This is a genomic window from Nocardia sp. NPDC051929, assembly GCF_044548645.1.
Lineage (GTDB): Bacteria > Actinomycetota > Actinomycetes > Mycobacteriales > Mycobacteriaceae > Nocardia > Nocardia sichangensis.
Map to the genome: position 1 here is coordinate 1 of NZ_JBIUCG010000034.1, position 25,237 is coordinate 25,237.

The 25,237-nt window shown below is 66.8% G+C and carries 20 protein-coding genes and 1 tRNA gene; 12 read left to right on the forward strand and 9 right to left on the reverse strand.

Annotated elements, in window-relative coordinates; all coding sequences use genetic code 11:
• Positions 1-43: 43 nt before the first annotated feature.
• The 3 genes from ACIHAX_RS34895 to ACIHAX_RS34905 form a co-directional block, all read right to left on the reverse strand.
• Positions 44-646, reverse strand: a complete 603-nt coding sequence (locus ACIHAX_RS34895; RefSeq protein WP_397281878.1) for a serine hydrolase domain-containing protein — start codon at positions 644-646, stop codon at positions 44-46.
• 132 nt (positions 647-778) lie between these two features.
• Positions 779-1,810, reverse strand: coding sequence for a cation diffusion facilitator family transporter (locus tag ACIHAX_RS34900; RefSeq protein ID WP_397281880.1), 1,032 nt, complete (start codon positions 1,808-1,810; stop codon positions 779-781).
• A complete protein-coding gene (locus ACIHAX_RS34905) occupies positions 1,807-2,199 on the reverse strand; it encodes a metalloregulator ArsR/SmtB family transcription factor (RefSeq protein ID WP_355079977.1) in 393 nt (130 codons plus the stop codon). Before ACIHAX_RS34905 ends, ACIHAX_RS34900 begins: the two co-directional genes overlap by 4 nt.
• Before the next feature lie 526 nt (positions 2,200-2,725).
• Here ACIHAX_RS34905 and ACIHAX_RS34910 point away from each other — a divergent pair.
• The 4 genes from ACIHAX_RS34910 (at position 2,726) to ACIHAX_RS34925 (ending at position 6,508) form a co-directional block, all read left to right on the forward strand.
• Positions 2,726-3,868, forward strand: coding sequence for an acyl-CoA dehydrogenase family protein (locus ACIHAX_RS34910; protein WP_397281883.1), 1,143 nt, complete (start codon positions 2,726-2,728; stop codon positions 3,866-3,868).
• An 80-nt stretch (positions 3,869-3,948) separates the two neighbouring features.
• Entirely contained in the window at positions 3,949-5,421 is a 1,473-nt protein-coding gene (locus ACIHAX_RS34915) for a flavin-containing monooxygenase (RefSeq protein WP_397281885.1), read from the forward strand.
• A 74-nt stretch (positions 5,422-5,495) separates the two neighbouring features.
• On the forward strand, positions 5,496-6,338 hold the full coding sequence (locus ACIHAX_RS34920; RefSeq protein WP_397281887.1) for a DUF1542 domain-containing protein: 843 nt from the start codon (positions 5,496-5,498) through the stop codon (positions 6,336-6,338).
• Between the two features lie 94 nt (positions 6,339-6,432).
• Positions 6,433-6,508, forward strand: a tRNA-Arg gene (locus ACIHAX_RS34925).
• 467 nt (positions 6,509-6,975) lie between these two features.
• On the opposite strand, the gene ACIHAX_RS34930 is transcribed toward ACIHAX_RS34925, so the two are convergent.
• Together ACIHAX_RS34930 and ACIHAX_RS34935 are read right to left on the reverse strand one after the other, a co-directional pair.
• Positions 6,976-7,569: a DinB family protein gene (locus ACIHAX_RS34930; RefSeq protein ID WP_397281889.1), complete on the reverse strand. Its 594-nt coding sequence runs from the start codon at positions 7,567-7,569 to the stop codon at positions 6,976-6,978.
• 328 nt (positions 7,570-7,897) lie between these two features.
• Entirely contained in the window at positions 7,898-8,173 is a 276-nt protein-coding gene (locus tag ACIHAX_RS34935; protein ID WP_397281891.1) for a DUF6189 family protein, read from the reverse strand.
• A 784-nt stretch (positions 8,174-8,957) separates the two neighbouring features.
• Here ACIHAX_RS34935 and ACIHAX_RS34940 point away from each other — a divergent pair.
• Complete coding sequence (locus ACIHAX_RS34940) at positions 8,958-10,037, forward strand: zinc metalloprotease (protein ID WP_397281893.1); 1,080 nt, start codon at positions 8,958-8,960, stop codon at positions 10,035-10,037.
• A 9-nt stretch (positions 10,038-10,046) separates the two neighbouring features.
• A complete protein-coding gene (locus ACIHAX_RS34945) occupies positions 10,047-10,361 on the forward strand; it encodes a hypothetical protein (RefSeq protein ID WP_355079989.1) in 315 nt (104 codons plus the stop codon).
• 280 nt (positions 10,362-10,641) lie between these two features.
• Here ACIHAX_RS34945 and ACIHAX_RS34950 read toward each other — a convergent pair whose 3' ends face one another.
• Positions 10,642-11,553: a hypothetical protein gene (locus ACIHAX_RS34950; RefSeq protein ID WP_355079991.1), complete on the reverse strand. Its 912-nt coding sequence runs from the start codon at positions 11,551-11,553 to the stop codon at positions 10,642-10,644.
• 880 nt (positions 11,554-12,433) lie between these two features.
• Here ACIHAX_RS34950 and ACIHAX_RS34955 point away from each other — a divergent pair.
• A complete protein-coding gene (locus ACIHAX_RS34955) occupies positions 12,434-13,519 on the forward strand; it encodes a fatty acid desaturase family protein (RefSeq protein WP_397281896.1) in 1,086 nt (361 codons plus the stop codon).
• Between the two features lie 189 nt (positions 13,520-13,708).
• On the opposite strand, the gene ACIHAX_RS34960 is transcribed toward ACIHAX_RS34955, so the two are convergent.
• On the reverse strand, positions 13,709-14,932 hold the full coding sequence (locus tag ACIHAX_RS34960) for an FAD-dependent monooxygenase (protein WP_364434794.1): 1,224 nt from the start codon (positions 14,930-14,932) through the stop codon (positions 13,709-13,711).
• 205 nt (positions 14,933-15,137) lie between these two features.
• Positions 15,138-16,832 carry an LCP family protein gene (locus ACIHAX_RS34965; protein ID WP_397281898.1) on the reverse strand — a complete coding sequence of 565 codons (1,695 nt, stop codon included), beginning with the start codon at positions 16,830-16,832 and terminating at the stop codon, positions 15,138-15,140.
• Between the two features lie 317 nt (positions 16,833-17,149).
• On the opposite strand from ACIHAX_RS34965, the gene ACIHAX_RS34970 reads away from it, so the two are divergent.
• From ACIHAX_RS34970 to ACIHAX_RS34990, 5 genes are all read left to right on the forward strand, one after another.
• Positions 17,150-20,404, forward strand: coding sequence for an AfsR/SARP family transcriptional regulator (locus ACIHAX_RS34970; RefSeq protein ID WP_397281900.1), 3,255 nt, complete (start codon positions 17,150-17,152; stop codon positions 20,402-20,404).
• 73 nt (positions 20,405-20,477) lie between these two features.
• Positions 20,478-20,915: a DUF4267 domain-containing protein gene (locus ACIHAX_RS34975; RefSeq protein ID WP_397281902.1), complete on the forward strand. Its 438-nt coding sequence runs from the start codon at positions 20,478-20,480 to the stop codon at positions 20,913-20,915.
• Between the two features lie 7 nt (positions 20,916-20,922).
• On the forward strand, positions 20,923-21,375 hold the full coding sequence (locus tag ACIHAX_RS34980) for a DUF2871 domain-containing protein (RefSeq protein ID WP_364434784.1): 453 nt from the start codon (positions 20,923-20,925) through the stop codon (positions 21,373-21,375).
• The gene (locus ACIHAX_RS34985; protein ID WP_397281905.1) at positions 21,372-22,823 is read left to right on the forward strand and encodes an amidase family protein; all 1,452 of its coding nucleotides are present in this window, start codon (positions 21,372-21,374) and stop codon (positions 22,821-22,823) included. Before ACIHAX_RS34980 ends, ACIHAX_RS34985 begins: the two co-directional genes overlap by 4 nt.
• Positions 22,824-22,849: 26 nt before the next feature.
• Complete coding sequence (locus ACIHAX_RS34990) at positions 22,850-24,157, forward strand: FAD-binding oxidoreductase (RefSeq protein ID WP_397281907.1); 1,308 nt, start codon at positions 22,850-22,852, stop codon at positions 24,155-24,157.
• A 177-nt stretch (positions 24,158-24,334) separates the two neighbouring features.
• Here ACIHAX_RS34990 and ACIHAX_RS34995 read toward each other — a convergent pair whose 3' ends face one another.
• Positions 24,335-25,147: a helix-turn-helix domain-containing protein gene (locus tag ACIHAX_RS34995; RefSeq protein WP_397281909.1), complete on the reverse strand. Its 813-nt coding sequence runs from the start codon at positions 25,145-25,147 to the stop codon at positions 24,335-24,337.
• Between the last annotated feature and the right edge of the window lie 90 nt (positions 25,148-25,237).

A 25,237-nucleotide genomic window follows, 5' to 3' on the forward strand; every position in this document is an offset into this window, starting at 1 on the left:
CGCAGCAACGTCGCCAACGACAACGGCTCGTCCTGCATAGTGCTCAACATCGGAACTCCTTCTTCCATCGATGACTTCCCCACAGAAAGCCACATCGGTCTCGGCCACCATCGGGTTCCGTACCAGCAGTTCCCGGGTCCGCGACGGTGAGCGTCTCCCCCGGCGGGTTCGCCACGCCGGACCGATGCGCGAGCACCTGCCCGATCGTGCTGGATTCCTTGCCGTGGCGGACGTATTCGGGAATGCGGCGGCCGATCGGCGCGTGCGGTTCCAGCAGTTCGCGCTCGGTGCGCAGGCGCTCGGCGAATGCCGTGACGCAGTCGGACGCGGAGTAGGTGACGAACGGCGTGGTCATGTCGACCGGCACATTCGGCGCGTCGGTGCCGTCGCCGTCCGCGTGGCCCAGCGCCCGGTCGACAACGACTTGCTCGGACCGTCGCACGCACAACTGGATGGCCGGGTGCGCACCGCTGCGATAAACCGGTCGCACGCGCTGCCATAGATACTCCGCATAGTCGCGGGCAAGAGCGGCTTCGGGCGGATCCACTTCCGCGCCAATCGACGCGACGATGTCGAAATATTCCGGCTTGCGACTGCGTAGACCCAGGTCGGGCAGTTCAGGGAGAGTCGGTACACGCGGCGTCATGGTTCAGCACGCATCGACCATGAGCCACATCACACCGGGGATGCTACCCAACGGTAGGCCGCTGTGGGCAGGGGCCGCGGAGCAAGAACCGCGACCACCCATCCGACGGCATACGCCATCAGTTTGCGCTGGTCAGCTCGGCGCGCGACCCGGTCCGGAGACCGCGACTTCGGTATGCGCCGGATAGGCATGCACCACAGCGGTGTCCAGCTTGGGCACCACATGGGTCAGGGCGTGCTGAGCCTCGTGCGCGACGCGGTGCGCGTCCGCGAGCGTGATCGTCGGGGCAACGTCCAACTCGACGTCGGCGTGCAGCCGGTGACCGATCCACCGCATTCGCAGGCTGCGCACGCCCTGCACGCCGGGCTCGGCGGCCAGCGCCCGCTCGGCCGCGGTGACCATCCCGGGCTCGACGGCGTCCATCAAGCGGCGCAACACGTCGCGTGCCGCGGTTCGCAGCACCGCGAGGATCGCCGCGGCGATGAGCAACCCGACGATCGGATCCGCGAGGGGGAAGCCGAGTGCCACTCCGCCCGCGCCGAGCAGCACGGCCAGCGAGGTGAAACCGTCGGTGCGCGCGTGCAAGCCATCGGCGACCAATGCCGCCGAACCGATCCGCCGGCCGACGCGGATCCGGTACAGCGCGACAGTCTCGTTGCCGAGGAACCCGACCAACCCGGCCGCGGCGACCCAGCCCAGATGCTCGATCGGCACCGGATGGAGCAACCTGCGCACCGCCTCATATCCGGCGATCAGCGCCGACAAGGCGATCATCGCGACGACGAACAGCCCGGCCAGATCCTCCGCCCGGCCGAAGCCATAGGTGTAGCGCCGGGTCGCGGCCTTGCGGCCGAGGGCGAACGCGATCCACAGCGGAACCGCGGTCAGCGCGTCGGAGAAGTTGTGCACGGTATCCGCGGCCAGCGCCACCGAGCCGGACACAGCGACGATACCCAGTTGCAGCACCGCGGTGCATCCGAGCACGACCAGGCTGATCTTGACCGCCCGGATGCCGATCGCGCTGGCCTCCAGCGCGTCATCCATGCTGTCGGCGGCGTCGTGGCTGTGCGGGACGAAGATCTCCCGCAGCACCGCGAACGGTCCCGAAGGATGCCGGTGATGATGATGTCCGTCATCGTGGTGGTGATGGTGCCGATGGGTCATGCGCTCGCCTCGTCTCGGCCGGGGAGTTCACGCAGCGCGCTCGCGCCACGATGATGCGCGGGAACGCCTGGGCCCGCGTGCTCGGCGTTGTACACCGCGTCCACCACCAGTTGCCGGACGTGCTCGTTCTCCAGGCGATAGAAGATCGTCGTCCCCGATCGGCGGGTGTTCACCAACCGCGCCATGCGCAATTTGGCCAGATGCTGGGACACCGAAGGCGCCGGCTTGCCGACCTGTCCGGCCAGGTCGTTCACCGACAGTTCGCGGTCGACCAGCGCCCAGAGCACTTGCACGCGGGTGGGGTCGGCGAGCATACGGAACACCTCGACAACCAGTCCGACCTGATCCTCCGCGAGACGCGGCCGCCATTCCTGGTTATCTGCATTCATACGCAGATATTAGAACAGACGAAGCCGCCGGCACCAGCGCTCCGGGCCGGTGTGGCGGCGGCACCCCCTGCGTTGCCGCCGACACACCGGTCGACCCCGGATCCCGACAGTCTTCTGTCTTAGTCGAGTGTGGCGTCAGTGCGCCAGGCGAGCGAAGCGATATCACCCGACTGAGACAAACCGATCGGCACGCCCTTCCCGCGATGTGGACATGCCTCGCGCACAACGACGGTTACCAGCACGAATACCCCGGCGTCGCAGCGACGTTCACGCGCACCTGTACACACAACTGCACGTGCAGAAGGAGCGTCCTGCAACAGTTCGCACTCGGCCACCAGGTGCCGCTCCGGTCGGAATATTCTGCACCGAACTCGTCGTATCCGCCGCAATCGTGTCCGGACCGGAATGTCCCGCCGTGCCGCACCCTGGATTCGCCGCGACCGCCTTCCGACGTGAAGGAGCCGCCGGACACGCCCGGTTACTGTGAATCACGAGAGACGCACCGAGCGACCGTGGAGTAGACGACATGCCAGTGGACCGAATGCTGCCCACCTCCGAGGCCAGGGACCTGCTGGAGCTGACCCGCGACATCGCCGACAAGGTGCTCGAACCGCGCGTGGCCGAGTGCGAGAAGACCGGGATCTTCCCCGATGGCGTCTTCCCCGCGCTGGGCGCCGCAGGGCTGCTCAGCCTGCCGTATCCGGAGGAATACGGCGGCGGCGCGCAGCCCTACGAGGTGTACCTCCAGGTGCTCGAGGAACTCGCCGCCCGGTGGGCCGCCGTCGCCGTGGCCGTCAGCGTGCACAGCCTGTCCTGCCATCCGTTGTTCGCCTTCGGCACCGAGGAACAGAGGGAACGCTGGCTGGCCGACATGCTCTCCGGCGAGACCATCGGCGCCTACAGCCTGTCCGAACCGCACGCCGGTTCCGACGCGGCCGCGCTGCGCTGCCGCGCCACCCCCGTGGCGGGCGGCTACCGGATCACCGGCGCCAAAGCCTGGATCACCAACGGTGGACGCGCCGACTTCTACACCCTGTTCGCCCGCACCGGCGAAGGTTCCCGCGGCATCTCCTGCTTCCTGGTCCCCGGTGATACCGAGGGGCTCAGCTTCGGCAAGCCCGAGGAGAAGATGGGCTTGCGCGCCGTGCCGACCACCACCGCCGCCTATGACGACGCGTTCCTGCCCGCCGAACGTCGCGTCGGCGCCGAGGGACAGGGACTCTCGATCGCCTTCAGCGCCTTGGATTCCGGCCGTCTCGGCATCGCCGCGGTCGCCACCGGCCTGGCGCAGCGCGCCCTCGACGAGGCCGTCGCGTACGCCAAGGAACGCGAGGCGTTCGGCCGCCACATCATCGACCACCAGGGGCTCGGCTTCGTGCTCGCCGACATGGCCGCCGCCGTGGACTCCGCCCGCGCCACCTACCTCGACGCCGCCCGCCGTCGCGACGCGGGCCTGCCGTACTCGCGCCAGGCCAGCGTGGCCAAGCTCGTCGCCACCGACGCCGCCATGAAGGTCACCACCGACGCGGTCCAGGTGTTCGGCGGCTACGGCTACACCCAGGATTTCCCGGTCGAGCGCTACATGCGCGAGGCCAAGGTGATGCAGATCTTCGAGGGCACCAACCAGATTCAGCGTCTGGTCATCGCACGCCAACTCGCCGGGAACTGACGCCCTCGCTGGCCGGAAATGCCGATTCAATGACCGCGGATGTCTTCGGACCTGCGGATACCGGCTCGTACTCTGTATGGATGACGACGCCGTCCATCATCATCATCGGCGCCGGATTCGGTGGGCTCGGCATCGCGCTGGAGCTGCGGCGGGCCGGGCTGGACACCTTCACGATTCTGGAGCGCGCCACCGATCTCGGCGGCGTCTGGCGGGAGAACACCTATCCCGGCGCTGCCTGCGACGTGCCTTCCCCGCTGTACTCGTGGTCCTACGAGCCGAAGTCCGACTGGCCACGGCGTTTCTCCGAACAACGCGACATCCACGAGTACATGCAGGGCGTCGCCGACCGGCACGGCCTGCGACGCTTCATCCGTTTCGGCACCGAGGTCACCGACGCGGAGTTCGACGAGCGCACCGGCCAGTGGACCGTCCGCACGGCCGACGGAGCGCAACTGACCGCCGACATCCTCGTCCCGGCGGTCGGCCAGCTTTCGCGCCCGGCCCTGCCGAACATCCCTGGCATCGAAACCTTCACCGGTCCGGCGTTCCACTCCGCCGAGTGGGATCACGATGTCGACCTGACCGGCAAGCGCATCGCCTGCATCGGCACCGGGGCCAGCGCGATCCAATACATCCCGCGCATTCAGCCGACCGCGGGTCACCTCACGCTGTTCCAGCGCTCCGCCGCCTGGGTGCTGCCGAAGGCCGACGTCGAGTACAGCGCTCTGCATCACGCACTGTTCAAATACTTTCCGCCCAGCCGCCTCGCCGAGCGCTTCGCCATCTGGTCCTTCTTCGAGGCGCTCGCCCTCGGCCTGACCGACATCCCGGCGATCAAGACCCCCGTGATCGCATTGGCCGACCGGCACCGGGAAAAGCAGGTGCCCGACGCCGAACTGCGCGCGAAACTGACTCCCGATTACGCGGCGGGGTGCAAGCGCGGACTGTTTTCCAACGAGTACTTCCCCGCGCTGGCGCAGCCGAACGTCACCGTGGAGACCACTGCCATCGAGTCGATCACGCCGACCGGAATCCGCACCGCCGACGGCGTCGAGCACGACGTGGACGTCATCATCTTCGGTACCGGCTTCAAGGGCACCGAGTTCCTTGCCCCGATGAACATCTACGGCCTCGGCGGACGCAAACTGGCCGACGTCTGGGGCGACGAAAGCGCCCGCGCCTACCTCGGACTCTCGGTGCCCCAGTTCCCCAACCTGTTCATGATGTACGGCCCGAACACCAACGTCGGCTCCGGCTCCATCATCTACATGCTCGAATCCCAGGCCCGCTACATCCGCCAGGTCGTGCAGTACCTGACCGATCGTCCCGGCCGCTACCTCGCCGCCCGCCCCGCCGCCGAGCAGCGCTGGGACGACTGGTTGCAGAAGCGCTTGAAAGACACCCCCTGGAACTTCTGCTCCAGCTGGTACCGCAACGCCTCCGGCCGGATCACCAACAACTGGCCCGGCGCGACCCTGCTGTACCGCTGGAAGACCAAGACTTTCGACCCCGCCGACTACGACGAGGCGCAAGCACCCGCCGCGACGCCGTGACCCGCACACTCAGTGAGACCTCAGCAAGCCGACAGTAAACTGTCCTTGTCCGAGATTCCGCGGAAGAGGTGCCCATGTTTTGGCTGCTTATCGCCTTGATACTCGGCGCGCTGATCGTCTTGCTGATATGGCAGTCACAACAGAGCGAACAGCGTAAAGCTACCGAGCTGGCCGACGCTCTCGCCGACGCCAGGCAAGTGAACGAACGGCTCGGCGGCCAGGTCTACAGCCTCTCCGGCAGCAACGACGCGGCAGTCCAGGCACTCGCCGACGCCTCCGAGCGGCATCTCGCGGCCGGCGCGCAACTCGACCAGGCGCGCACGCCCACGCAGGCACGGCTGGCGAAGCAGACCGCGCTGGAAGGGCTCTACTACATCAGGGCCGCACGGACCGCGATGAACATGGACCCGGGCCCCGCGATCCCCGGACTCGACGGCCAGGACGCCGCGGGGCAGGTGACCGAGAAGCGCGTCGTCGAGTACGAGGGCAGGCAGATCAAGGCCGCCCCCGAACCCTCGTCATCGACACCGAATTACTACCCCGGCGGCCGAGTGGCCGGACGACCGGTACCCGCTGGGTGGTACTCCGAACCCTGGTGGAAACCCGCCATGGTCGCAGGCGCCTGGGGCCTCGGCTCGGCCCTGCTGTTCACCTCCCTGTTCTCCGGAATGTCCGGAGTGGGCTACGACGCGCACGGCTTCGAGAGCGGCTACGGCGAAGGGTTCCAAGACGGACTGGCCGCGGATGGCGGCCAGGGCGGGGACTACGACCAAGGCGGCGACTACCCCGGCGGCTACGACCAGGGCGGGGACTACTCCGGCGGCTACGACAACGGCGGGTTCGACGGAGGCGGCTACGACGGCGGAGGCTTCGACGGCGGAGGATTCGACGGCGGAGGCTTCGACGGGGGCTTCTGATCCCGTCCACCAACGCCCATACGACAGCGATGCGGCCTCCGAGCCCGTTACCCGGTAGACTGCGAACGTCCCGGGCGGGCCTCGAGCCCACCCAGCCTTCGTAGCTCAGGGGATAGAGCACCGCTCTCCTAAAGCGGGTGTCGCAGGTTCGAATCCTGCCGAGGGCACCAACCTGCGACAACGTTTTCGCAGGTCAACAACATTTCCGAACGATCCCGAAATGACCATATCGAGAACTCAGATATGGTCTTCGAGTGCGCCCTGCAGGGCACATCGAACATGGGAACACACACCGAGCAATGCGACCGCCCGCGCCGAACAACCCAGCCGACCGAGACGCGAGCCGTCATCCCCTTCGATCAATGACGCCCCGCATCACTGAACTTGTTGCAAAACAACATATTCAGCCGGTCCCGGTCTTATCGCCCCTACGCTCTCGACCGCTACCGATCACGCGCTCAGCGGCATGTCCGTGTGTTCGGCCGTTGGCCGAGATACTGTGCTGGAGATGCCTGCATCCGGGGACTACCGACCGCACGATCCGGGCGCCTTTCGCTACAGGGGGTAGCGTCGAGGCTGCCTCATTCTCGTAGCGAGCGCCGGTTGACAGGCTGTCAAGAAGGCTGGGATTCATCGGTCACCGGAGTCCTGCGGCCTGTTTTGCGGTGTGCTCCAGCTTGGCTCGATATTGCTGCCACCAGGTCGAGTCGCTGGTAGGCATGTTGTCGTTGCCCTCGAGAAGGCCGGCGGCGCCGTCGATGAGCTCGCGGATGATGTCGGCATGTCCGGCGTGCCGGTTGGTTTCGGCCGCTACGTGCACCAGGATCCGATGGAGCGTGACGGCCCGCTGGCCCTCGGACCACCACGGGACCGAGCCTTCGGCGGTGAGGTCGAGGCTGTCGATCGTGGCGTCGGCATGTGCCCAGGCCCGACGGTAGAACCCGATGATGTCCTCGCGCGACTGTTCGGCCGTGACCCACATGTCAGCCGTGGGATCGGCCTCGAAGTCGTGTTCGGTGAGGGGTTCGTCGTATGGGCGGGCGAAGGTGTCGCCGAAGTAGCCGAACTCGACGGTGCCGAGGTGTTTGACCAAGCCGAGCAGGTTTGTGCCGGTCGGGGTCATCGGGCGACGCAGATCGTACTCGGACAGGCCGTCGAGCTTCCATAGCATGGCTTCGCGGGCATAGCGCAGATAACGGTGCAGATCCGCTTTGGGGCCGGAGACAGTCATGTCGAGCACTCTGCCAAGGCACCGTCACATCCCCGACTGATTTTCCTTCACACGACATCCTCGACGAGCCGAGGGCGAGGCACTCGCCCTGCAGCAGGCCACCATCTTCCTCGAGATCGCAGGAAGGCAAGCGGGCCAGAAAGACGTCGGCACCACCTGATGGCTCCAGGGTTACGTCACATTCGTCTAGCCCATGACGTGGTCTTCGAGACTGCCACGGGCTTAGTTCACGTCCGATCAAGGGCCTGGTTTCCAGTGTCTACAACTGGCTCAAGGCGCTGCCGCCGGACGACTCGGCCATCTCGCCCCGAACGGACCACGAGGATTTCTACCCATTGACCACGTTGAGCTCAGACAGCACACCCTGCGGGTCGTTGAGGTAGCGATATCCCTCCACTGGGGGACTGAACTGGCCGAGCACGTTCGCCACAGCATCACGTTCCGCCTCAGTGACCGGGATCCTGCGCTTGACGAGCGTGGCGCACAGCACGTCGACCAGCATCGCCCACTCCCCCACATTGCTATAGGTCCGGTAGCTTTCGACCAGGTCAGAAAGCAGACGGTCGGCGACGCTCTCGAGAAGGTCTCGCGAGTCCTTGCTCATCTTGTTCAGCCGACGGCTACGGGCTTCGATCGCTTGCGGGTCTCGCTGACGCTTTCGCGTGTCTCGTGCCGCCCTGTCCGGATTCATCGCTCTCCTAGCCTATTTGATCGGGTCACCATTCGCGTCGTTCCTGACTACACCCTCGCCGCCGATGGGATAGCCGGTCACGACTCAGCCGTCGGGAGCGACAATGACTTCGATTTGGACGCCGTTGCGGGTGCCGTTTACTTTCCAGTTGCCGTTGTCCTGGAGGACTGGCGGCTGGTCCAGCTTCTTCGCGAAGTCGACTATTCAGTCGATGATTTTGTCGTCTTCCCAGTCATCGGTGTCGGGGAACGGACGATCCGATTCCCCGAGTCTTCGCCTCGGATGTCGTCGTCTCACGAGTAGTCGACTACGGGTTCCTACCCGGCGATACTCATCGGGACGCGGGGCGGGGTGATCGCTGGATCCGTTCGCGAACCTCGTCATGTGCGGTCCGGTGCCGACCGGCGCGAGCTGTTACTCCACCGCTGTGCGGCGGGGTCGTCGCCGATCTTCCACATATTTCAAAGTTGTACGGATTTTAGCCGCGCGAGGTCGGATGCAGGTAGTCGCTACTCGTGTCACGGCCGCAGAATCGGCGAAGCATCCTTACCGAGCGATTTCATCCGACTGATTCGCGAAAGGATATGTGATGGCCGATCTTCCTACACCTGGTGCACGAAGCCGCGAATTGTGCGGCACCATGGCAGTTCACCATAAACTGCTCCAACAGAGCGAAAGCTACCGACAGCGTTCGGCGATGTTCGAGAACCGCGCGCTCGCCTACGAAGGCCGTATGCGCGCACCGATGCGCACCGGTCCGATCACGATCCCCGTGGTCGTCCACGTCGTCCACAATCCCGCGTTCCCGGCCGAGAACATCAGCGCGGCCCAGGTCGAGAGCCAGATCACGGTGCTCAACCAGGACTTCCGGGCGACCAATCTCGACCGCGTCGGCGTGCCGACCGTCTGGACCGATCGTATCGCCGACTGTCGAATTCAATTCGCCTTGGCGACAACCGATCCTGATGGCAATGCGACCGACGGCATCACCCGGACCGCCACCGCGAAGACATTCTTCAGCGCCGAAGCCGACGATGTGAAAGCCACCGCGACCGGCGGCGCCGATCCCTGGCCGAGCGACGAATACCTCAACCTCTGGGTATGCGCCGATCCGCAGACCGCGCCCGGAAACTCGATTCTCGGTTACGCGCAATTCCCTGGCGGTCCCGTCGACACCGATGGCGTCGTCATCGCGACAACCTGCTTCGGCACAATCGGAACCGCCACCGCGCCGTTCCACCTGGGGCGCACCACGACGCACGAAGTCGGGCACTGGCTGAGTCTGCGCCATATCTGGGGCGATGACGGAAGCGGCTGCTCCGGTGGCGATCTGGTCGACGACACGCCCAACCAGGCCACCCAGAACTTCGGCAAACCCCAGTTCCCGCACATTTCCTGCAACAACGGCCCCAATGGCGACATGTTCATGAACTACATGGACTACACCGACGACGCGGCGATGTTCATGTTCACCACCGGCCAATCCTTGCGGATGAACGCGTGCCTGGATGGGCCGAGGGCCTCGTTCCTGGTCGCCGCTCGCGCTCCGGCCGGGGATCTGCGACCGGCGGTGTCCTCCATGGCCGCGGAGGCGACGCCCGGACGCGGCGAGGCGGCCGCACCCCGTTCCGTGCCATCGACGAATTCGAGTTCCTCCGGCGGCGCGGGTGCGGTCGCCGACCTCGAGGGCGAGGTAGCGTTGTTGCGTTCATTACTCGACGAGATCAACGGCGTCCTCGCCCGAGCGCCACACTGGTCGGCGCCGGGGACCCGGTGAGGATTGCCGGTGACCGGACCGATCCCCATCCTCGGAATATGGGTGCACTCCCACGAGGAGGACACCGACACGGTGTCGATTTATCGGCCACGTGACTTCCCGTTTCCCCGGTCACGTGGCCGGTCCGGCCTCGAGTTCGGAGAAGACGGCACCGTCGTCGAATACCGTCCCGGCGCCGATGACCGGGCCCGGGCGACGACCGGCTCCTGGCGTGACCTCGGGGACGGCCGTTACTCGATGTCTTTTCCCGCCGAAGGCGCAGCGGAGCCCACTACACGTACGCTGCAATGCGTCGGGGACGCCCTTCTGGTGGACACCGGGTAATCAGCTTCGATCACCAATCCCCCACCTGAAACCCTTGTGGGTCTCGCTGACCTTCGATGTGGCGGCGTCTGGATCGGGATGAGCACCGTGACAGCGGTTCGGAACGAAACCCCGAAGCTATCGGCCGGCTTCGCGCCAACGGATATCTCCTGTTCGTCGGCGACTGACGGGTAGGTTGGACCGGTCAGATTTCGGGCGAGCATGCAGCGTGGGCGACGGATCGAGAGTGTGCCTGCATCAGGGGACTAGCGTGCTGTGCCCGAATCGTGGTGGGCCTTTGTTATGGGTGGGGTGCGAGGTCGATGCGGACGTTGTCGTTGTTGCTGATGACGAATACTCGGTCGTGGTTGGCCTTCGTCCACTGGTGCGGGATCAGGAAGAAGCGGTCAGGAGTGCGCGCCAGTAGTAGGAGCCCGCTGTAGGCGTAGCGGTATTTCTCCCCGGGTGTGGTGATCGGGAGAACTTGGGAGCCGCCGCCTTCGATCGCGAGCCGATCGACGCTGAGCAGCAGGACGACCGGACGTGCGCCGAAGCCGGTCTCGACGGTGAGGCGGGCGTCGCGAATGGCGCGCTGATGGGCGTAGGAGCCCACCGCCCACGAGAAGCCGAGGAAACCTAAGCCCAGCAAGGCCAGGATCGGTAGCCATGGGGTGGATTGTGTGCGTCTGCGACCGGCGCCGGGGCGGCTGAAAATGCGGGGATGGGTTTCCCGCAGCGCGATGGCGTACCCGAGGAGTGAGACCGCCGCGATGAGCATGATCGGCATGTATGAACCGAGCCACGGCGGTAGCCAGTCGCGGACGATGACCAGAAGCGCGAAGACTGTGGCCAGGATGGCGCCGCTGATCAAGATGGCCATCGTCCAGCGCCGGAGCGTGGCGACGGGTCGTCGGCTGCGTACGGCAACGGCAAGCGGAACCGACCGAAGTGCGTAGCAGGCGAGCACGACCAGCAAGACGATGGTCACGGGCCAGTAGCTACTGGTGAGGCTGCCGATGACGTAGTCGGGGGTGGACAAACCGAGCATCCCGACATCCACGCCGAAATAGCCGTACCAGGCGCGGGTGTACACCATGCCGAAGTAGTAGAGCACTGCGGCGATAACCGCGCCCTGCGAGGCGATGGCTCCCGCAGCGGTCAGAGCTCGACGAAGACTGTGCCGGCCAGTCGAATCGGCGTCGTCCCCACTCATCGAGGGGGCTCACTGGTCGTCGCTGGGTGAGGCGCAACAGTCGTCGTGATATCGACTCCAGTGCCCGGCCTGCCCGGAAGAATCGGAACCGTCGGTGGCACGTTTGTGGGCGGTGTTGTCGGGATGATGACTCCGGTCGTGCTACTCGCCACGGAGACTGACACGGTTGAGGGGATCACCCGCCCGGTCTCGGGGGATACGGACGGAGTAGCTGAAAGGACCGAGCTGGCAGTCGCCGAGTCGGGAGAGGTGGTCACTGCGCTGGACGTATCAGCTTTCGGGGCGGTTGTGGTCGGAGAAACCGTGGTCGGTGCATCGGGCGACCCGCACGCGGCCAGCCCACCGATCAACAAGCAGGAACAGACCGCAAATAGCTGCGATACCGATCGCATCAAGCCCTCCTCGGACAGTGGAGAACAGCACGAGTATTTCACAGAACCATTGCGTCAGTGCAGGTTTGAATTCGAATCGGATCCTCGGCAAAGTAGCGCCTCCGGCCACATCACAGCGAGTGACGGCACCTCCCAGGAACCCTACTGCAACATATTTGCCGGCGACGGAGGGCGCCGGTCGCTTTGCCCGGTGCGAGCGCCACAGATTCGACGAAACGGTTCTGTCCACATCGCTCGATCAGCGGCATGAGGGGAGTCCGGTCCGGCGACCCGGATGTGTCGGCCGACAACGGGCCGGCCGCCTCTGCAGCTGTGGACATCGAATATCACACCGCAGTCCGATTCCCTCTCATACCAGAGGGTTACGAGTAACGAGAATCCGGCCGATAGCTTCGGGGTATCGAAATCCGCGCCCCGCTCCGACATCGACCGGCCGACATCGTCGACGGATGGGGGTGGCGTCTCCGGCTCAGCTCTCAGGAAGATCTATGACGACACCTGCCTTGGTCCCCGAGTCATCTCCACGGTCACCGCGGCGCGGCGCCGACGGTGACTACGCCCGTCTGTTGCGCCGGATCTCCGACGCGGGGCTGATGAACCGGCGTCCCGTCTACTACGCCGTCCGGCTAAGCCTCGTCGGGGTCGCGTTCGCAGCCTGCTGGGCAGCGTTCGTCCTCATCGGCGATTCGTGGTGGACGCTGCTGGTCGCGGGGTTCATGGCCGTGACGTTCGCTCAGATCGCGCTGGTCATGCACGATGTCGCACATCGCCAGGTTTTCCGGCTACGGCAGCCGACGGAGCTCGTGGGAAGAGTTGTCGGCAACGCCGGCATCGGTCTGGGCTACGGCTGGTGGCAGGACAAGCACACTCGGCATCACGCCAATCCGAACCACGAGGAACTCGACCCCGATGTCGCGCCCGACATTCTGGTCTGGTCACAGCAGCAAGCACGGTCCAGTCGCGGTCTGCCTCGTCTCATCGGGAGGGCGCAGGCGTTCCTGTTCTTCCCCCTACTGATGCTGGAGGGCCTGAACCTCCATGTGGCGGGCGTTCGGGCGCTGAGAAATCGATCGGTCAAACACCGCGGGTTGGAGGGCGCGCTGCTGTTCGTCCACTTCGCCACCTACCTGGCCGCACTGTTCGCGGTTCTGCCCGCCGACAAAGCATTCGCGTTCCTCGCTGTCCACCAGGGCCTCTTCGGCCTGTACATGGGCTGCATCTTCGCCCCGAACCACAAGGGCATGCCGACCTCGACCGGCGACGACCGCCTCGACTACCTCCGTCGACAGGTGCTGACCTCCCGCAACGTACGAGGTGGCGCGTTGACCGACCTCGCGCTCGGCGGGCTCAACTATCAGATCGAGCATCATTTGTTCCCGAGCATGCCGACGCCGAATCTGCGTCATGCCCAGGTGATCGTCCGCGACTACTGCGCCGAAATCGGCGTGCCCTACCACGAAACCGGGTTGATCTCCTCTTACCGCGAGGCGCTGAGACACTTGCACCATGTCGGCGCTCCTCTACGCACCCCCGATCGACACCCGGGTACCGAAGTGTCACAACGGGATCGTTGAACACAAGCTGGGCGTCACCCCCGCCCCGGAAGCACCCGGCAGATGCTTTACACCGCCATCCGGCGAAAGTCCCAACGCCCGTTGTCTTCCGATGGCTACGCTGACCAGTGCAGATCCGCGCGGTATGCGCGGACGTAGTCCGGCGGTGGCCTACCCAAGCGTCGTCCCTCTCGACACGTTATGTGACACCTACGGCTTGGCCGACAAAGTGATCGGCGGCCCGGCCGTGGCCCTGGAGTCCGGCACCCCGGTGTAGTCGGGCAGCTCCACGCCGTTGATCGCGCGCTCGACCAACTCGGCGAACCACTCCCCGGTGAAATCGGGGCTCGGCTCGGCGTCCGGCCCGGGGACGTCGCGGCTGCGGGCGTTCAACTGGGCGATCTCCTGGTTGGCCTCGACGAACGAGCGCATCCGCGCCTCATAGCCGGCGAACCCGGCCTCCGGGTCCCACCCAGCGGCGGCCAGCTCTCCCGCCAGCAGGTAGGCGCCTACCAGGGCCAGCCCGGTGCCCTGCCCGGACATCGGCGACGAGCTGAACGCCGCGTCCCCGAGGAGCACCACCCGTCCGCTCGACCAGCGGTCCATCACCACCTGGGCGACCTGGTCGAGGTAGAAGTCCGGGGTGTCGTCCAGGTGCGCGAGGATGCGCGGGGTCAACCAGCCCATGCCGGCCATCCGCTCGCGCAGCAGGCGCTTCTGGGCCGCGACGTCGCGATAGTCGACATCGAAGTCCCCCGAGGGGAAGGAAAACATGGCCATCGCCCGGGTGGCGTCCTGGATGGGCCGCAGCCCGGCGGAGCGCCCGGACTCTTGGTAGTCGATCAGCCAGCGGTCCAGCCCGAACTCGTTGGGAACGCTGTAGAAAGCCAGCACGTGCCCGAGGTGGCGGACGAACCGCTCGCGCGGCCCGAAGACCATCGCTCGCAGCGCCGAGTGCAGCCCGTCCGCGCCGACCACCAGCTCGAAGCGCCGCCGGTCGCCGCCCGCGAAGGCCACGTCGACCCCGTCCGCGTCCTGGGTGAGCTCGGCGATCCGATCACCGAAGACGTACTCGACACCGTCACGGGTGTCGTCGTAGAGCACCTGGGACAGGTCCCCGCGCAGGATCTCGATCTCCGAGATGTACCCGTCGCCGCCATCGTCGTCCGCGCGATAGGTCTCCAGCACGTTCCCGTTCCCGTCCACGGTGTACGCGCCGGCCGTCTCAGTGCGGGCCGCGCGCACCGCCGCGTCCAGCCCCATCCGCCGGATGACCTCCTTGGTCACCCCACGCGCGTCCACCGCCTGCCCACCGGGACGCAGTTCGGGGGCCCGCTCCACCACGGTCACCTCGGCCCCTCGCCGGCGCAGCCAGTGGGCCAGCGCCGGCCCCGCGATACTCGCCCCCGCCACCAATACCCTGGTACCGCTCACTGCGCCTCCCGCTCACCCGGCCGGATCACTGTCCGGATCGATTGCTCTGACCCACCGCTGTCGGTGTATCCACAGGTATCGACGACGGATCCACAAGAAATTCATCGGTGCAGCCGAGATCGTGTCCGCGCTCCTGCGAACACCACACTCGTCTGCCCGATGCCGCACCGACCAGGCCGGGCCGGAGGCGTCCACGGCGGCAACCTCAGTCGACGCAGGGGATGTTGGATCCGATGCTGGTGGTGACGGGTTTACCGGAGTCGGGCGGCGCGTCGGCGGGTTTGGAGGTGGGGGCCCCGGTGGGCGAGGCTGTGCCGGTCGGTGTGGTGGAGCTCGTCGATGTGCCCGCACTCAATTCGTCGGGCATGGTGAAGTCGCTGCCGATCACGATCTCGATGTGGCCGGGGTCGATATTCTTGGACGCGGCTGTCGGTAGCCCGCCGAGCAAGTTCGCGGCCTGGGTGGCGTCGGTGTCGGCGCCTGTGCCGTAATAGACGACCGAGCCGGAACCATCGGTGGAGGCGGCGTTGCCGATGTTTCCTTTGCCGAATCCCTTGTCGGCCAACACTGTCGACACTTTGGCGGCCATACCTGCCGGTCCGCCCGCGTTGACGACGTCGACGGTACTGGTGGGTGTGGTCGTGAGTGCGGTGGGCGTGGCTGCCTGCACGCCGAACGCCGTGCGCACCGTCTTTTTGATGGCGGCCGGATCGATGACGTTGACGTCTTGGCCGTCGATGGTCCGGTAGCCCTGCACCGGCAAGGTCTGGAATTCGATCGGAATCGAACCCGCCTTTCCCATGGTCTGCGCGAAGTCGAGCACGTTCCAGCCTTGGGAGAGCACCACATCGTTCTGTGCGGCGTTGATCAATTGCTGCAGTTTGCCGATGTTGGTGAGTGTGCCGGACTCCGCGAGTTGTTTGGCGACCGAGGTGAGGAACGCCTGCTGGCGGTGGGTCCTGTCGAGGTCGCCGTTGTCGAGTTCGTGACGTTGCCGGACGAACGACAGCGCGTTGGCGGCATCGAGGTGCTGAGGTCCGGCCGGGAACACCGCGCCGGAGTAGTACTCGTCGTCGACGGCGTGATTGAGACAGACATCGACGCCGCCGAGAATGGCGGCCAGGTCGTAGAAGCCGACGAGGGAGACCTCGGCGAACCGGTTGATCGGTACTCCCGTCAGTGCCTTCACGGTCTGCACGATGGATTCGCGGCCGGCCTCGCGGCCCTGGCGTTCCAGTTCGACCTTGTCTTTGACGCCCTGGTTGGCGAGCTTCTGCTCGACCGCCACCTTCTTCAGCCCGTAGGCTTCCTTGATCTTGGCGTGGTCGTAGCCGGGGATCCCGGTGACCGCGACGTAGTCGTCGCGCGGGATGGAGAAGGCGGTGATCTTCTTCAGATCCTTCGGAATATGTACCAGGATAAGGGAATTGGCGTTGTAGCCGCCCTCGCTGCCGTCGCCGGCGTGCAACCGGTCCATGATTTCTTTGGGTAGGTCGTTGCCGTTGCGGTCTTTGCGGGTGTCCAGTCCGATGAGCAGGAGGTTCATGTCGCCGTCGAGCGCGGCGGCGTCCTCGGAACTGATAGCCCCGGACCGGGCGAACCCGTCATCGACGGCGCGCTCGGTGTAGTAGGCGAATCCGGTGCCCGATACAACGACAACCGAGGTAGCGGCAACGACCAGGCGAAGGGCGGTCCGTGCGACCCTGGCCTGCCACGACGACTGCGCGGTCCGATCGCGGCGGGTGGGCCGCACCGGCACATACCGGTCGGTGGGGCCCTCGGCAGGGTCGGTCGCCTCCGCGGACACCTCGCGAACCCCTTCGACAGGCGTTTCCGGCCGAGCATGACGACCACCGGACCGGGGAACCACGACCGGAATCGGTTCCGTTTCGTCACTCATTCGCCGTCAAGCCTCACGTCACAGTGCCGCGCGGAAACCACCGATAGCACTTCACCAGGTTAGAAATATCCTGCCCGATGTCTGTGCCGAATACACGCCGAGCAAGCACCCGATCGGGTACGCGGTAGCGAAATCCGTGGGCGCGGCATCACGTCACGCGCGCCGATCTCGGTGATGATCGACGACAGGCCGCGCCGGTCGGCATGCGCCGACAGTTCGAGGCGGTTCGATAGCCGCAATGCGGCGAGGTCCCAGGTTCGCCCGGGTTGACGAGAGGTCGGGGCGCCACGCAGGATCGATCGCGAGATGGACGATTCATGCTGGTAGAGCTATTGGGTCCGGTGCGGGTGGTGGCCGCGGACGGGAGGAAGGCGTCGGTCGGGGGGCCGCGGGTGCGGGCATTGCTGGGGTTGCTGGCGCTCGAAGCCGGGCGAGTGGTGCCGGCGGCGCGGCTGGTGGACGGGGTGTGGGGGGAGAACCCGCCGGCGGGGGCGGGGAATGCGTTGCAGACTCTGGCGAGTCGGTTGCGAGCGGCGGCACCGGGCACGGTGCGGAATGACGGGGGCGGGTATGTGCTCGAGCTCACGCCCGAGGACGTCGATGTGCATCGGTTCGGGCGTGAGGTCGAGGCAGGGCGAGCGTTGCTGGCGGCCGGTGAGCCCGAACAAGCCATCGCGTGCTTCGATGCCGCGCTCGCCTTGTGGCGCGGGGAGCCGCTGATCGATGCGGGAGAATCGGAGGCATTGCGGGTCGCTGCGCTGCATTTGACCGAACAGCGGCTCGAGGCGGTCGAACTGCGAGCGGACGCCTTTCGAGCCTTGGGCCGAGGCGGCGAGGTATTGGGTGAGCTCCGCACGGAGGTAGCCGCACATCCGTTCCGGGAGACGCTGGCCGCACGACTGGTGCGGGCGCTCGCGGCAGCGGGACGAACCTCGGAGGCGATACAACAGTTTCAGCGAACCGAGACCCTATTACTGGACGAACTCGGCACGACACCCGCCGAGGTCCTGCGCTCGGCCCTGGCCGAAATTCACACGAACGCACCCCGTAATCCCGCAGTCGACAAACCTGCGATCGAGACGGCGTCCGGATCGGGTCCGACGGGAGTTACAAAAGCATCGCGAACCAGCGGCGCATCCGCACCGCTGCTGCCCAGGCGGTTCACCAGCTTCGTCGGACGCGGACGCGACGTGGAAGGAGTGCGACGGGCGCTGCGCGAGGCCCGACTGGTGACACTGTCGGGTACCGGGGGCGTGGGGAAGACTCGGCTGGCCGCCGAGACGGTCGGGGCGCACGCCGAGGACTGGGCGGACGGTTTCGCTTTCGTCGAACTCGCCGCACTCGAGCGGGAGCGGCCCGACCGGCCGGCCATGAACGCGGTCGGAGTGGCGATAGCGAACGCGCTCGCTCAGTTCGAGCGACCCGATGAACTGTCCACGGAATGGGCCGATGTACTGGAGCGGACGCTGTCCGGCCGCCGAATGCTGTTGGTACTGGACAACTGCGAGCATGTCGTGGAGGCGACCGCGCGCCTTATTCACGATCTGTTGCAGCGGCTGCCGCTGCTGCGGGTGCTCACCACGAGCCGGGAGCCGATCGGCGTGGACGGCGAGCGACTGTATCCGGTCCGGACCTTGGACCTGCCCGAAGCCGACTCGGATATCGCGGCGGTCACCGCATCGCCCGCGGTCCGGCTGTTCATCGACCGCGCCACCGCGGCACTCCCGGATTTCGCACTGTCCGAACTCAATTCCGCGGATATCCGCGCCATCGTACGCAGCCTGGACGGCATGCCGCTGGCTATCGAACTCGCCGCCGCTCGCCTGCGCAGCCTGCCGCTACCGGACCTCAGCGCCCGGCTCACCGATCGCTTCCGGCTGCTCACCAACAGCACTCGCCACGCGGTCCCGCGCCATCGAACCTTGCACGCGGCCGTCGCCTGGAGCTGGGGACTGCTCACCGATGCGGAAGCCACTGCAGCCCGGCGTTTTTCGATCTTCGCCGGCGGCGCGACCTTGGACGCCGTTACTTCGGTGTGTGGTCCGGACGCCATCGACACGGTCACCTCACTGGTGACGAAGTCGTTGGTCGACTTCGATGGACAGCGCTATCGAATGGCAGAGACCATCCGCGTCTATGCGACAGCGGAATTGACCGCCGCAGGCGATGCGGACGAAGTCGCCCGCATCCATGCCGACTGCTTCTCGGAATTCGCTGACGCCGCCGCCCACGGATTACGCACTACCGCACAACCCGATTGGCTCGCGCGGCTGATCGCCGAACACGGCAATTGCGAGACCGCACTGCGGTGGGCGTTGGACGTCGGCGACGGCGAGCGCGCGGTTCGCCTGTACTCGAATCTCGTCTGGTATTGGCTGCTGCGCGGGTTGCACGGCGACATCTCCGAACGCCGCCGCGAGGTCCTCGCCCTGATCGACGACACACCGCCGCCGGGGGGCACCGGGGCCTATCTGGCCTGCCGGTACGCCGAGGAGCTGCCGGCGTACTTCACCAACATCTGGTGGGGCCAGATCCGAGATGACACGGGGCAGTTCGAGCGGCTGACCCGCGCGGCCCTCACCGAGGATCGACCTCCGCACCCGATGTTCGTGCTCATACTGGCGCTGCGTGACCTACTCGGCGACGACGACAGCCTGTTGACCGCGTGCACCACCTCCGATGATCCATGGCTACGCGGTAATGCGCTGATAGCAAAAGGTTTCGATGAACTGGGCGGCGACCACCCGGCCCGCGCCCTGCCCACTCTGGAGGCGGCGCTGACCTGCCTGAGCGCGCACGGCGACGCCCGGTCACACAGCCGCGCCCTGATCTCCCTGGCCAGCTACCGGACCCGGATGCTCGGCCTGGACAGCGCCCGCCCGCTGATCGCGAGTGCGCTGGAACTGCTCAGCGCCGACCTGGGCGCCGGTGAGCGCATGGGCGTGCTGCTCTTCGCGGCGGATATGTACCTGGTCGGCGGCGATACGGAGGTCGCGGCAACCTATATCGACCAGGCCGAGGCCCTGATCACCCCGCACATCATCCCCGCGCCGGGGCGCTTCTTGGCGGCGACGCAGGCGCACCTGGCCCACCTGCGCGGCGACAACGACCGCGCGATGGAACTGTACCGGCGGATGTCCGAGCATCCGCTCCCCGACGGCCCGCCACCAGCAGGACGCCACGATACCGTCCGCTTCGTGAACCTGGCCTTCGTGAGCACCGCGCACGCGGCGGCCCTGGTCGCGGCGGGCCGGCCGGACGACGCGCTGCGAGAGCTGGCCATGCCCCGCGATCTGGCCGCCCAGACCTCGGCGGCGCTGCTGGCCGAGGTCGGTATCGGTTACGCCCTCGTTGCTCTGGCGAAGGACGCCCCGGACCAGGCGGCCCGCATTCTCGGCGCAACCGACCGGATCAACCGGAGGGCCGGGGTGATCCGCATCGGCCCGTTCCGGCGGCGGGCGCTCGACCAAGCGGAAGAGGCGCTCGGTCCCGTTCGCCTGGGCGCGGAATTCCTCGCGGGCGCCCGGCTTTCCGACGAGGCGGTGCTCGAACTGCTGCGTACCGTTCGCTGACAGCGGCTGTCAGCGAACGGTACGGGCGGCACTGGATGCTCGGGACACGTATCCCACCGATCCAGGAGTGCTCATGTCAGTTCCTTCGAATACGGAAACAGTTGTTTCCGTGCGTGGTTCCCGCCGACTCGGCGAACGTCTCGGTAGGGCCGGCGCCGTACTGGGAGCCGGGTTCATCATCTCCGTCGGCGGCGGTTATCTGCTCGCCCCGCAGCGAATGGCCCCGGGGTTCGGCTTCACCGACTGGCCGCGCGGCGAGGCCAACGGCTTTCTGAACGTCAAAGGCGTCCGCGATGTGGTCATCGGTCTGATCATGCTGGTCCTGCTCGCGGCCGGGCAGCGCCGCACCCTCGGCGCGACCCTGCTCACCATCGCCCTCATCCCGACCGGCGATATGCTCACCATCCTGGTGCGCCGCGGCTCCACCGCGACCGCCCTGAGCGTGCACGGTCTCACCGCGGGCCTGGTGGCCGCCGCCAGCGCGCTGCTGCTGCGCCGGGAAAATCGCTGAGCGCCCGATGAAGACACTGCTCAATACCGCGCACATCTACATGATCATCGGCCTGATCTCCGGGTTCTACTACCGCGAGATCACCAAGGTCGAACATTTCACCGGGCAGTCGCAGCTCGGTGTCGTGCACACCCACGTGCTGGCGCTGGGCATGCTGTTCTTCCTCATCGTGCTGGCCTTGGAGAAACAGTTCACGCTCAGCGCCCGGGGAAGCCTGTACGGCTGGTTCTTCTGGCTGTACAACATCGGCCTGGCCATCACCGTCGCGTCCATGACGCTGCACGGCACCCTCACCGTGCTGGGCAAGAGCAGTGGTGAGGCGATCGCGCTCGGCGCGGGCGTGGGCCACATCCTGCTGGCCGTCGGGCTGATCCTCTTCTTCATCACCGTCGGCAAATCCATCGACGACAGTCGAACACCGCACAGCGCAGCGGTATTCGCCGAACAGGAGGCATTGTGATCACCGGCCAGGACGGCGCACTGTGGACGCGGGACGCGGTCTCGCTCGCGACGCTGATCGCCGAGGGTGCGGTCACCGCGGCCCAGGTTGTCGAGTCGCATCTCGAGCGCATCGAGCAGGCCGGCTCCGAGATCGGCGCACTCACCACGGTATTCAGCGAATCCGCGCGCGCCGAGGCGGCCGCGGCCGACCGCAGGGCGCCGACGGGGCCGCTGCACGGGGTCCCGGTCACCATCAAGAACAACCTCGACGTCGCGGGCAGCCCGACCACCTGGGGCGTGGCGGCCTTCGGGCAGGCCGTCGCGACAGCGGACGCACCCGCGGTGTCCGCACTGCGGCGAGCCGGGGCGATCGTCATCGGGCGAACGAACATGCCGGACTTCGCCACTCGCTGGCATACCGACAACGACGAGGCGGGCCCGACGGTGAATCCGTGGAACCCGACTCGCAGCCCGGGCGGTTCCAGCGGCGGTGACGCCGCAGCGGTAGCCACGGGCATGACCCCCCTAGGCCTGGGCACCGACTTCGGCGGTTCACTGCGCGTACCCGCCGCGTTCTGCGGAGTCGCCTCCCTGCGCACCACACCCGGCCGGGTAGCGGTGGCCTCGAGCCTGTCCGGGGCCGCACCCGCGCCGACGAATCAATTGTTCGCGGCGCCGGGGCCGTTGGCGCGCACCGTGCGCGATCTGACGACTGCATTCGAGGTACTCAGCGACAGCGCTGACCTGCGCGATCCCGGATGGATTCCAGTGCGTGACGCGACCGATACCGTCCTGCCCGCAGTCGCCGTCACGCTCGGTGACGATATCGATCCGCAGGTGCGGGCAGCGCTGCTCGGCTGCGCCGACGCCCTCGAACGCGCGGGGTATCCGGTAGCCGAACTGGATCCGCCGCAATTGGGCGAGGTGGCGGCGGACTACGGTCGATTGGTTTCCACCGAGGTGGTGGTCCAGCGCCGCGAAGCCATGCGGCGAGTCGGCAGCGCCGGACTGAACACCTTCGTGGACGCGGCGATCGACCTGTTCCCGCCGCTGGATCTGGCGGGCTACATGACCGCGCTGGGTGAGCGCCTCACCCGCCGCGCGGCCTGGTCCCGCTTCCTCGCGGAGCATCCGATCGTGCTCGGCCCGGTCTCGGACGAACTGCCCTGGCCGGTCGGCTACGACCTCGGCGGCACCGCACAAGTCGCGACCATGTACGCGGCGCATCGCCTCACGATCGCCGCCAACTACTTGGCCCTGCCCGCGGTCACGGTCCCAGCGGGCGTATCGGCCGAGGGTCTTCCCATCGGTGTCCAGTTGATCACCGCCCCATTCGCCGAGCGCCGCGCGCTGACGGCCGCCGCCTATATCGAAGCGGCCTTTCCGATGTCCACACCCATCTCCCCGGCAACCGACCCGGCCACCCGGAACCAGGCTCGATCCATCGGCTCGGGCACGACGCGGTGAACATTTCTGTAGCGAAGGGAATCTACATGTCACACAACACATTGCGCTCCGCCGTGCGCGGACGGGTACTGCTGCCGGGTGACGAAGCGTTCGATACGGCACGGACCCCGTGGAACCTCAATATCGACCAGCCGGTAGCGGCCGTCGTGCACGTCGAAGACGCGGAGGATATGGCCGCTGTGGTCGGCTACGCGCGCGACGCGGGCCTGTCGGTGACCGCGCAGCCCAACGGCCACGGCGCTTCCGGTGATACCGCCGGCGCCATTCTGGTGCGCACGCGCCGACTCGATCGGATCGAGGTGGATCCGGCCCGGCGACGTGCCCGCGTCGGTGCGGGGACCAATTGGGGGCACGTCCAGGCGGCGGCCGCCCGGCACGGCTTGACCGGGCTGGCCGGAAGCTCCCCGGTGGTCAGCGTTGTCGGCTATACCCTCGGTGGCGGATTATCGTGGTTCGGCCGTAAATACGGTTGGGCGGCCGATAGCGTCCGGGCCTTCGACATCGTCGATGCCGACGGTCGTCAGGCCAGGGTCACCGCGGAATCCGACCCGGAGCTGTTCTGGGCACTGTGCGGCGGCGGCGGGGATTTCGCACTGGTGACGGCGGTGGAGTTCGATCTGTTCGCGGCTCCGGCCTTGTTCGGTGGCCTGATCGCCTGGCCGGCCGCGCAGACCGAGGCGGTCCGTGCGGCCTTCCAGGACATCACCGATCACGCACCGGCCGAACTCACGGTCTGGCTCAATCGGCTGGAACTGCCGCAGGCTCCGCCGGTGATCGCGATCGCCGCCGCCTACCTGGGCGAACCGGCGCGCGGACGGGACCTGCTGCGACGGCTGGACACGATCGACGGCATCCTCGCGGACACGCGCCGGGAATTGTCCCCGGCCGAGTTGGGCGCCATCGTCAACGAGCCCACCGCCCCAAGCCCCGGACTGCTGCGAACCGAACTGCTGACCGCACTGGACGAGACCGCCGCCGACATCCTGCTGCACGCACCGATCGATCCGCTGATGGGCATCCAGCTCCGGCAGTTGGGAGGTGCGCTCGCCGAGCCCACCCGAGGCGCGGCTCCGCCGTTCGCGGAGCCCTACGCACTGTCTCTGCAGGCCACCGGCTCGGATCCCGACACCGTTGCCGCGGTACTCGCCACGCAGAAGCGCATCATCGCCGATCTGGGCGCGCGAGTCAGCGGCCGCAAACCGTACACCGTCCTGTCCGCCGGCGACAGTGTCGCGGAGGTTTTCGACACCGGCACCTTGGACCGATTGCGAAAGCTCAAGCAGGCCCGCGACCCACACGGTGTATTCCGCGCCAACTTCCCGATTCTCCACTGAACCTCCGGTTTCGAGACCGAGGTCAGGCACCTCCACACAGCGCTGCCCCGCCAACGTGATCGGCGCGGCAGCGCTGTGCCCGCGACCAGCTATGTCGGTATCGGCCGCGAGGGCGATTCCCTTCGCCGCCCATCCGTTTTCGCGGGGCCAAAAGTATCCGAGCGGTATCGTGCCGAATTACGTCGCGATCGTCGACGGCCAGGCTCGGTCGTCGATTGTGAGCCAGGGTTCGGTGGCTGCGGCGGTGGGGGATACGCCGGTGAATTCGCGGATGTCGCGGTGGAGGTGGGATTGGTCGGCGTAGCCGGTGTCGGCTGCTACTCGGGAGGGGGAATGTCCTTGCACGAGGCGGTGGACGGCGTGGTCGAAGCGGACAAGTTTGGCGGCGCGTTTGGGGGTCAGGCCGATTTGCGTGCCGAAGCGTGACCACAGTCGTTGACGGCTCCAGCCCAGCTCGGCGGCGAGGTGCTCGACGCGGAAACGGCCGCGGCTGAGTTTTATATGCCGCCATGCCCAGGCGACCTCAGGGTCGACGCGCTGGTCGTGCCGGGACCGCGCGGACAGCGCGGTGTCGACCAGGGCGAACCGGTCGGGCCAGCTCGGCGTCTCGTGCAGGCGCTCGCGCAGCCACCCCGCCTCACGACCCCAGATGTCGTCCAGGCCGACGATGCTTCCGCCCAGCTCGGTGGGAGGAAGGCCGAGAATCGCTTGGGCGACAACCGGTTCCAGGCGAATCTGGACGCATTCGACGGCGTCGACACAAACCGGAAGCGCGGTGCCGGCGAGGCCGAGTGTCAGACTGCCCGAATGGCTACGGCCCGTCGAGTCGCGGACCTCGAAGCCGCACTCGCCGAACTCGACGATCACCGTGACCGCCGGATGTGGAATGACACGCACCTGCTCGGGGCCGTCCCCGTGCACATGGAATCCGGCCATGTCGACGCCGCGCAGGGCGGGTGGCCGCGCCGGTCGCGCGATGTCCCAAGGCACACGTCGATTGTATGAGCAGCCGCGCACGCTGACATTTCTTCAATACGCGGCCAGCTGTCGTGCCAGAACGTGGTGGTGTCCCAACCAATC

Bases quoted from the DNA above. Each gene is read 5' to 3' on its own strand.
- ACIHAX_RS34895 (WP_397281878.1), bottom strand. From the start codon at position 646: ATGACGCCGCGTGTACCGACTCTCCCTGAACTGCCCGACCTGGGTCTA.
- ACIHAX_RS34900 (WP_397281880.1), bottom strand. From the start codon at position 1,810: ATGACCCATCGGCACCATCACCACCACGATGACGGACATCATCATCAC.
- ACIHAX_RS34905 (WP_355079977.1), bottom strand. From the start codon at position 2,199: ATGAATGCAGATAACCAGGAATGGCGGCCGCGTCTCGCGGAGGATCAG.
- ACIHAX_RS34910 (WP_397281883.1), top strand. From the start codon at position 2,726: ATGCCAGTGGACCGAATGCTGCCCACCTCCGAGGCCAGGGACCTGCTG.
- ACIHAX_RS34915 (WP_397281885.1), top strand. From the start codon at position 3,949: ATGACGACGCCGTCCATCATCATCATCGGCGCCGGATTCGGTGGGCTC.
- ACIHAX_RS34920 (WP_397281887.1), top strand. From the start codon at position 5,496: ATGTTTTGGCTGCTTATCGCCTTGATACTCGGCGCGCTGATCGTCTTG.
- ACIHAX_RS34930 (WP_397281889.1), bottom strand. From the start codon at position 7,569: ATGACTGTCTCCGGCCCCAAAGCGGATCTGCACCGTTATCTGCGCTAT.
- ACIHAX_RS34935 (WP_397281891.1), bottom strand. From the start codon at position 8,173: ATGAGCAAGGACTCGCGAGACCTTCTCGAGAGCGTCGCCGACCGTCTG.
- ACIHAX_RS34940 (WP_397281893.1), top strand. From the start codon at position 8,958: ATGTTCGAGAACCGCGCGCTCGCCTACGAAGGCCGTATGCGCGCACCG.
- ACIHAX_RS34950 (WP_355079991.1), bottom strand. From the start codon at position 11,553: ATGAGTGGGGACGACGCCGATTCGACTGGCCGGCACAGTCTTCGTCGA.
- ACIHAX_RS34955 (WP_397281896.1), top strand. From the start codon at position 12,434: ATGACGACACCTGCCTTGGTCCCCGAGTCATCTCCACGGTCACCGCGG.
- ACIHAX_RS34965 (WP_397281898.1), bottom strand. From the start codon at position 16,832: ATGAGTGACGAAACGGAACCGATTCCGGTCGTGGTTCCCCGGTCCGGT.
- ACIHAX_RS34970 (WP_397281900.1), top strand. From the start codon at position 17,150: ATGCTGGTAGAGCTATTGGGTCCGGTGCGGGTGGTGGCCGCGGACGGG.
- ACIHAX_RS34975 (WP_397281902.1), top strand. From the start codon at position 20,478: ATGTCAGTTCCTTCGAATACGGAAACAGTTGTTTCCGTGCGTGGTTCC.
- ACIHAX_RS34980 (WP_364434784.1), top strand. From the start codon at position 20,923: ATGAAGACACTGCTCAATACCGCGCACATCTACATGATCATCGGCCTG.
- ACIHAX_RS34990 (WP_397281907.1), top strand. From the start codon at position 22,850: ATGTCACACAACACATTGCGCTCCGCCGTGCGCGGACGGGTACTGCTG.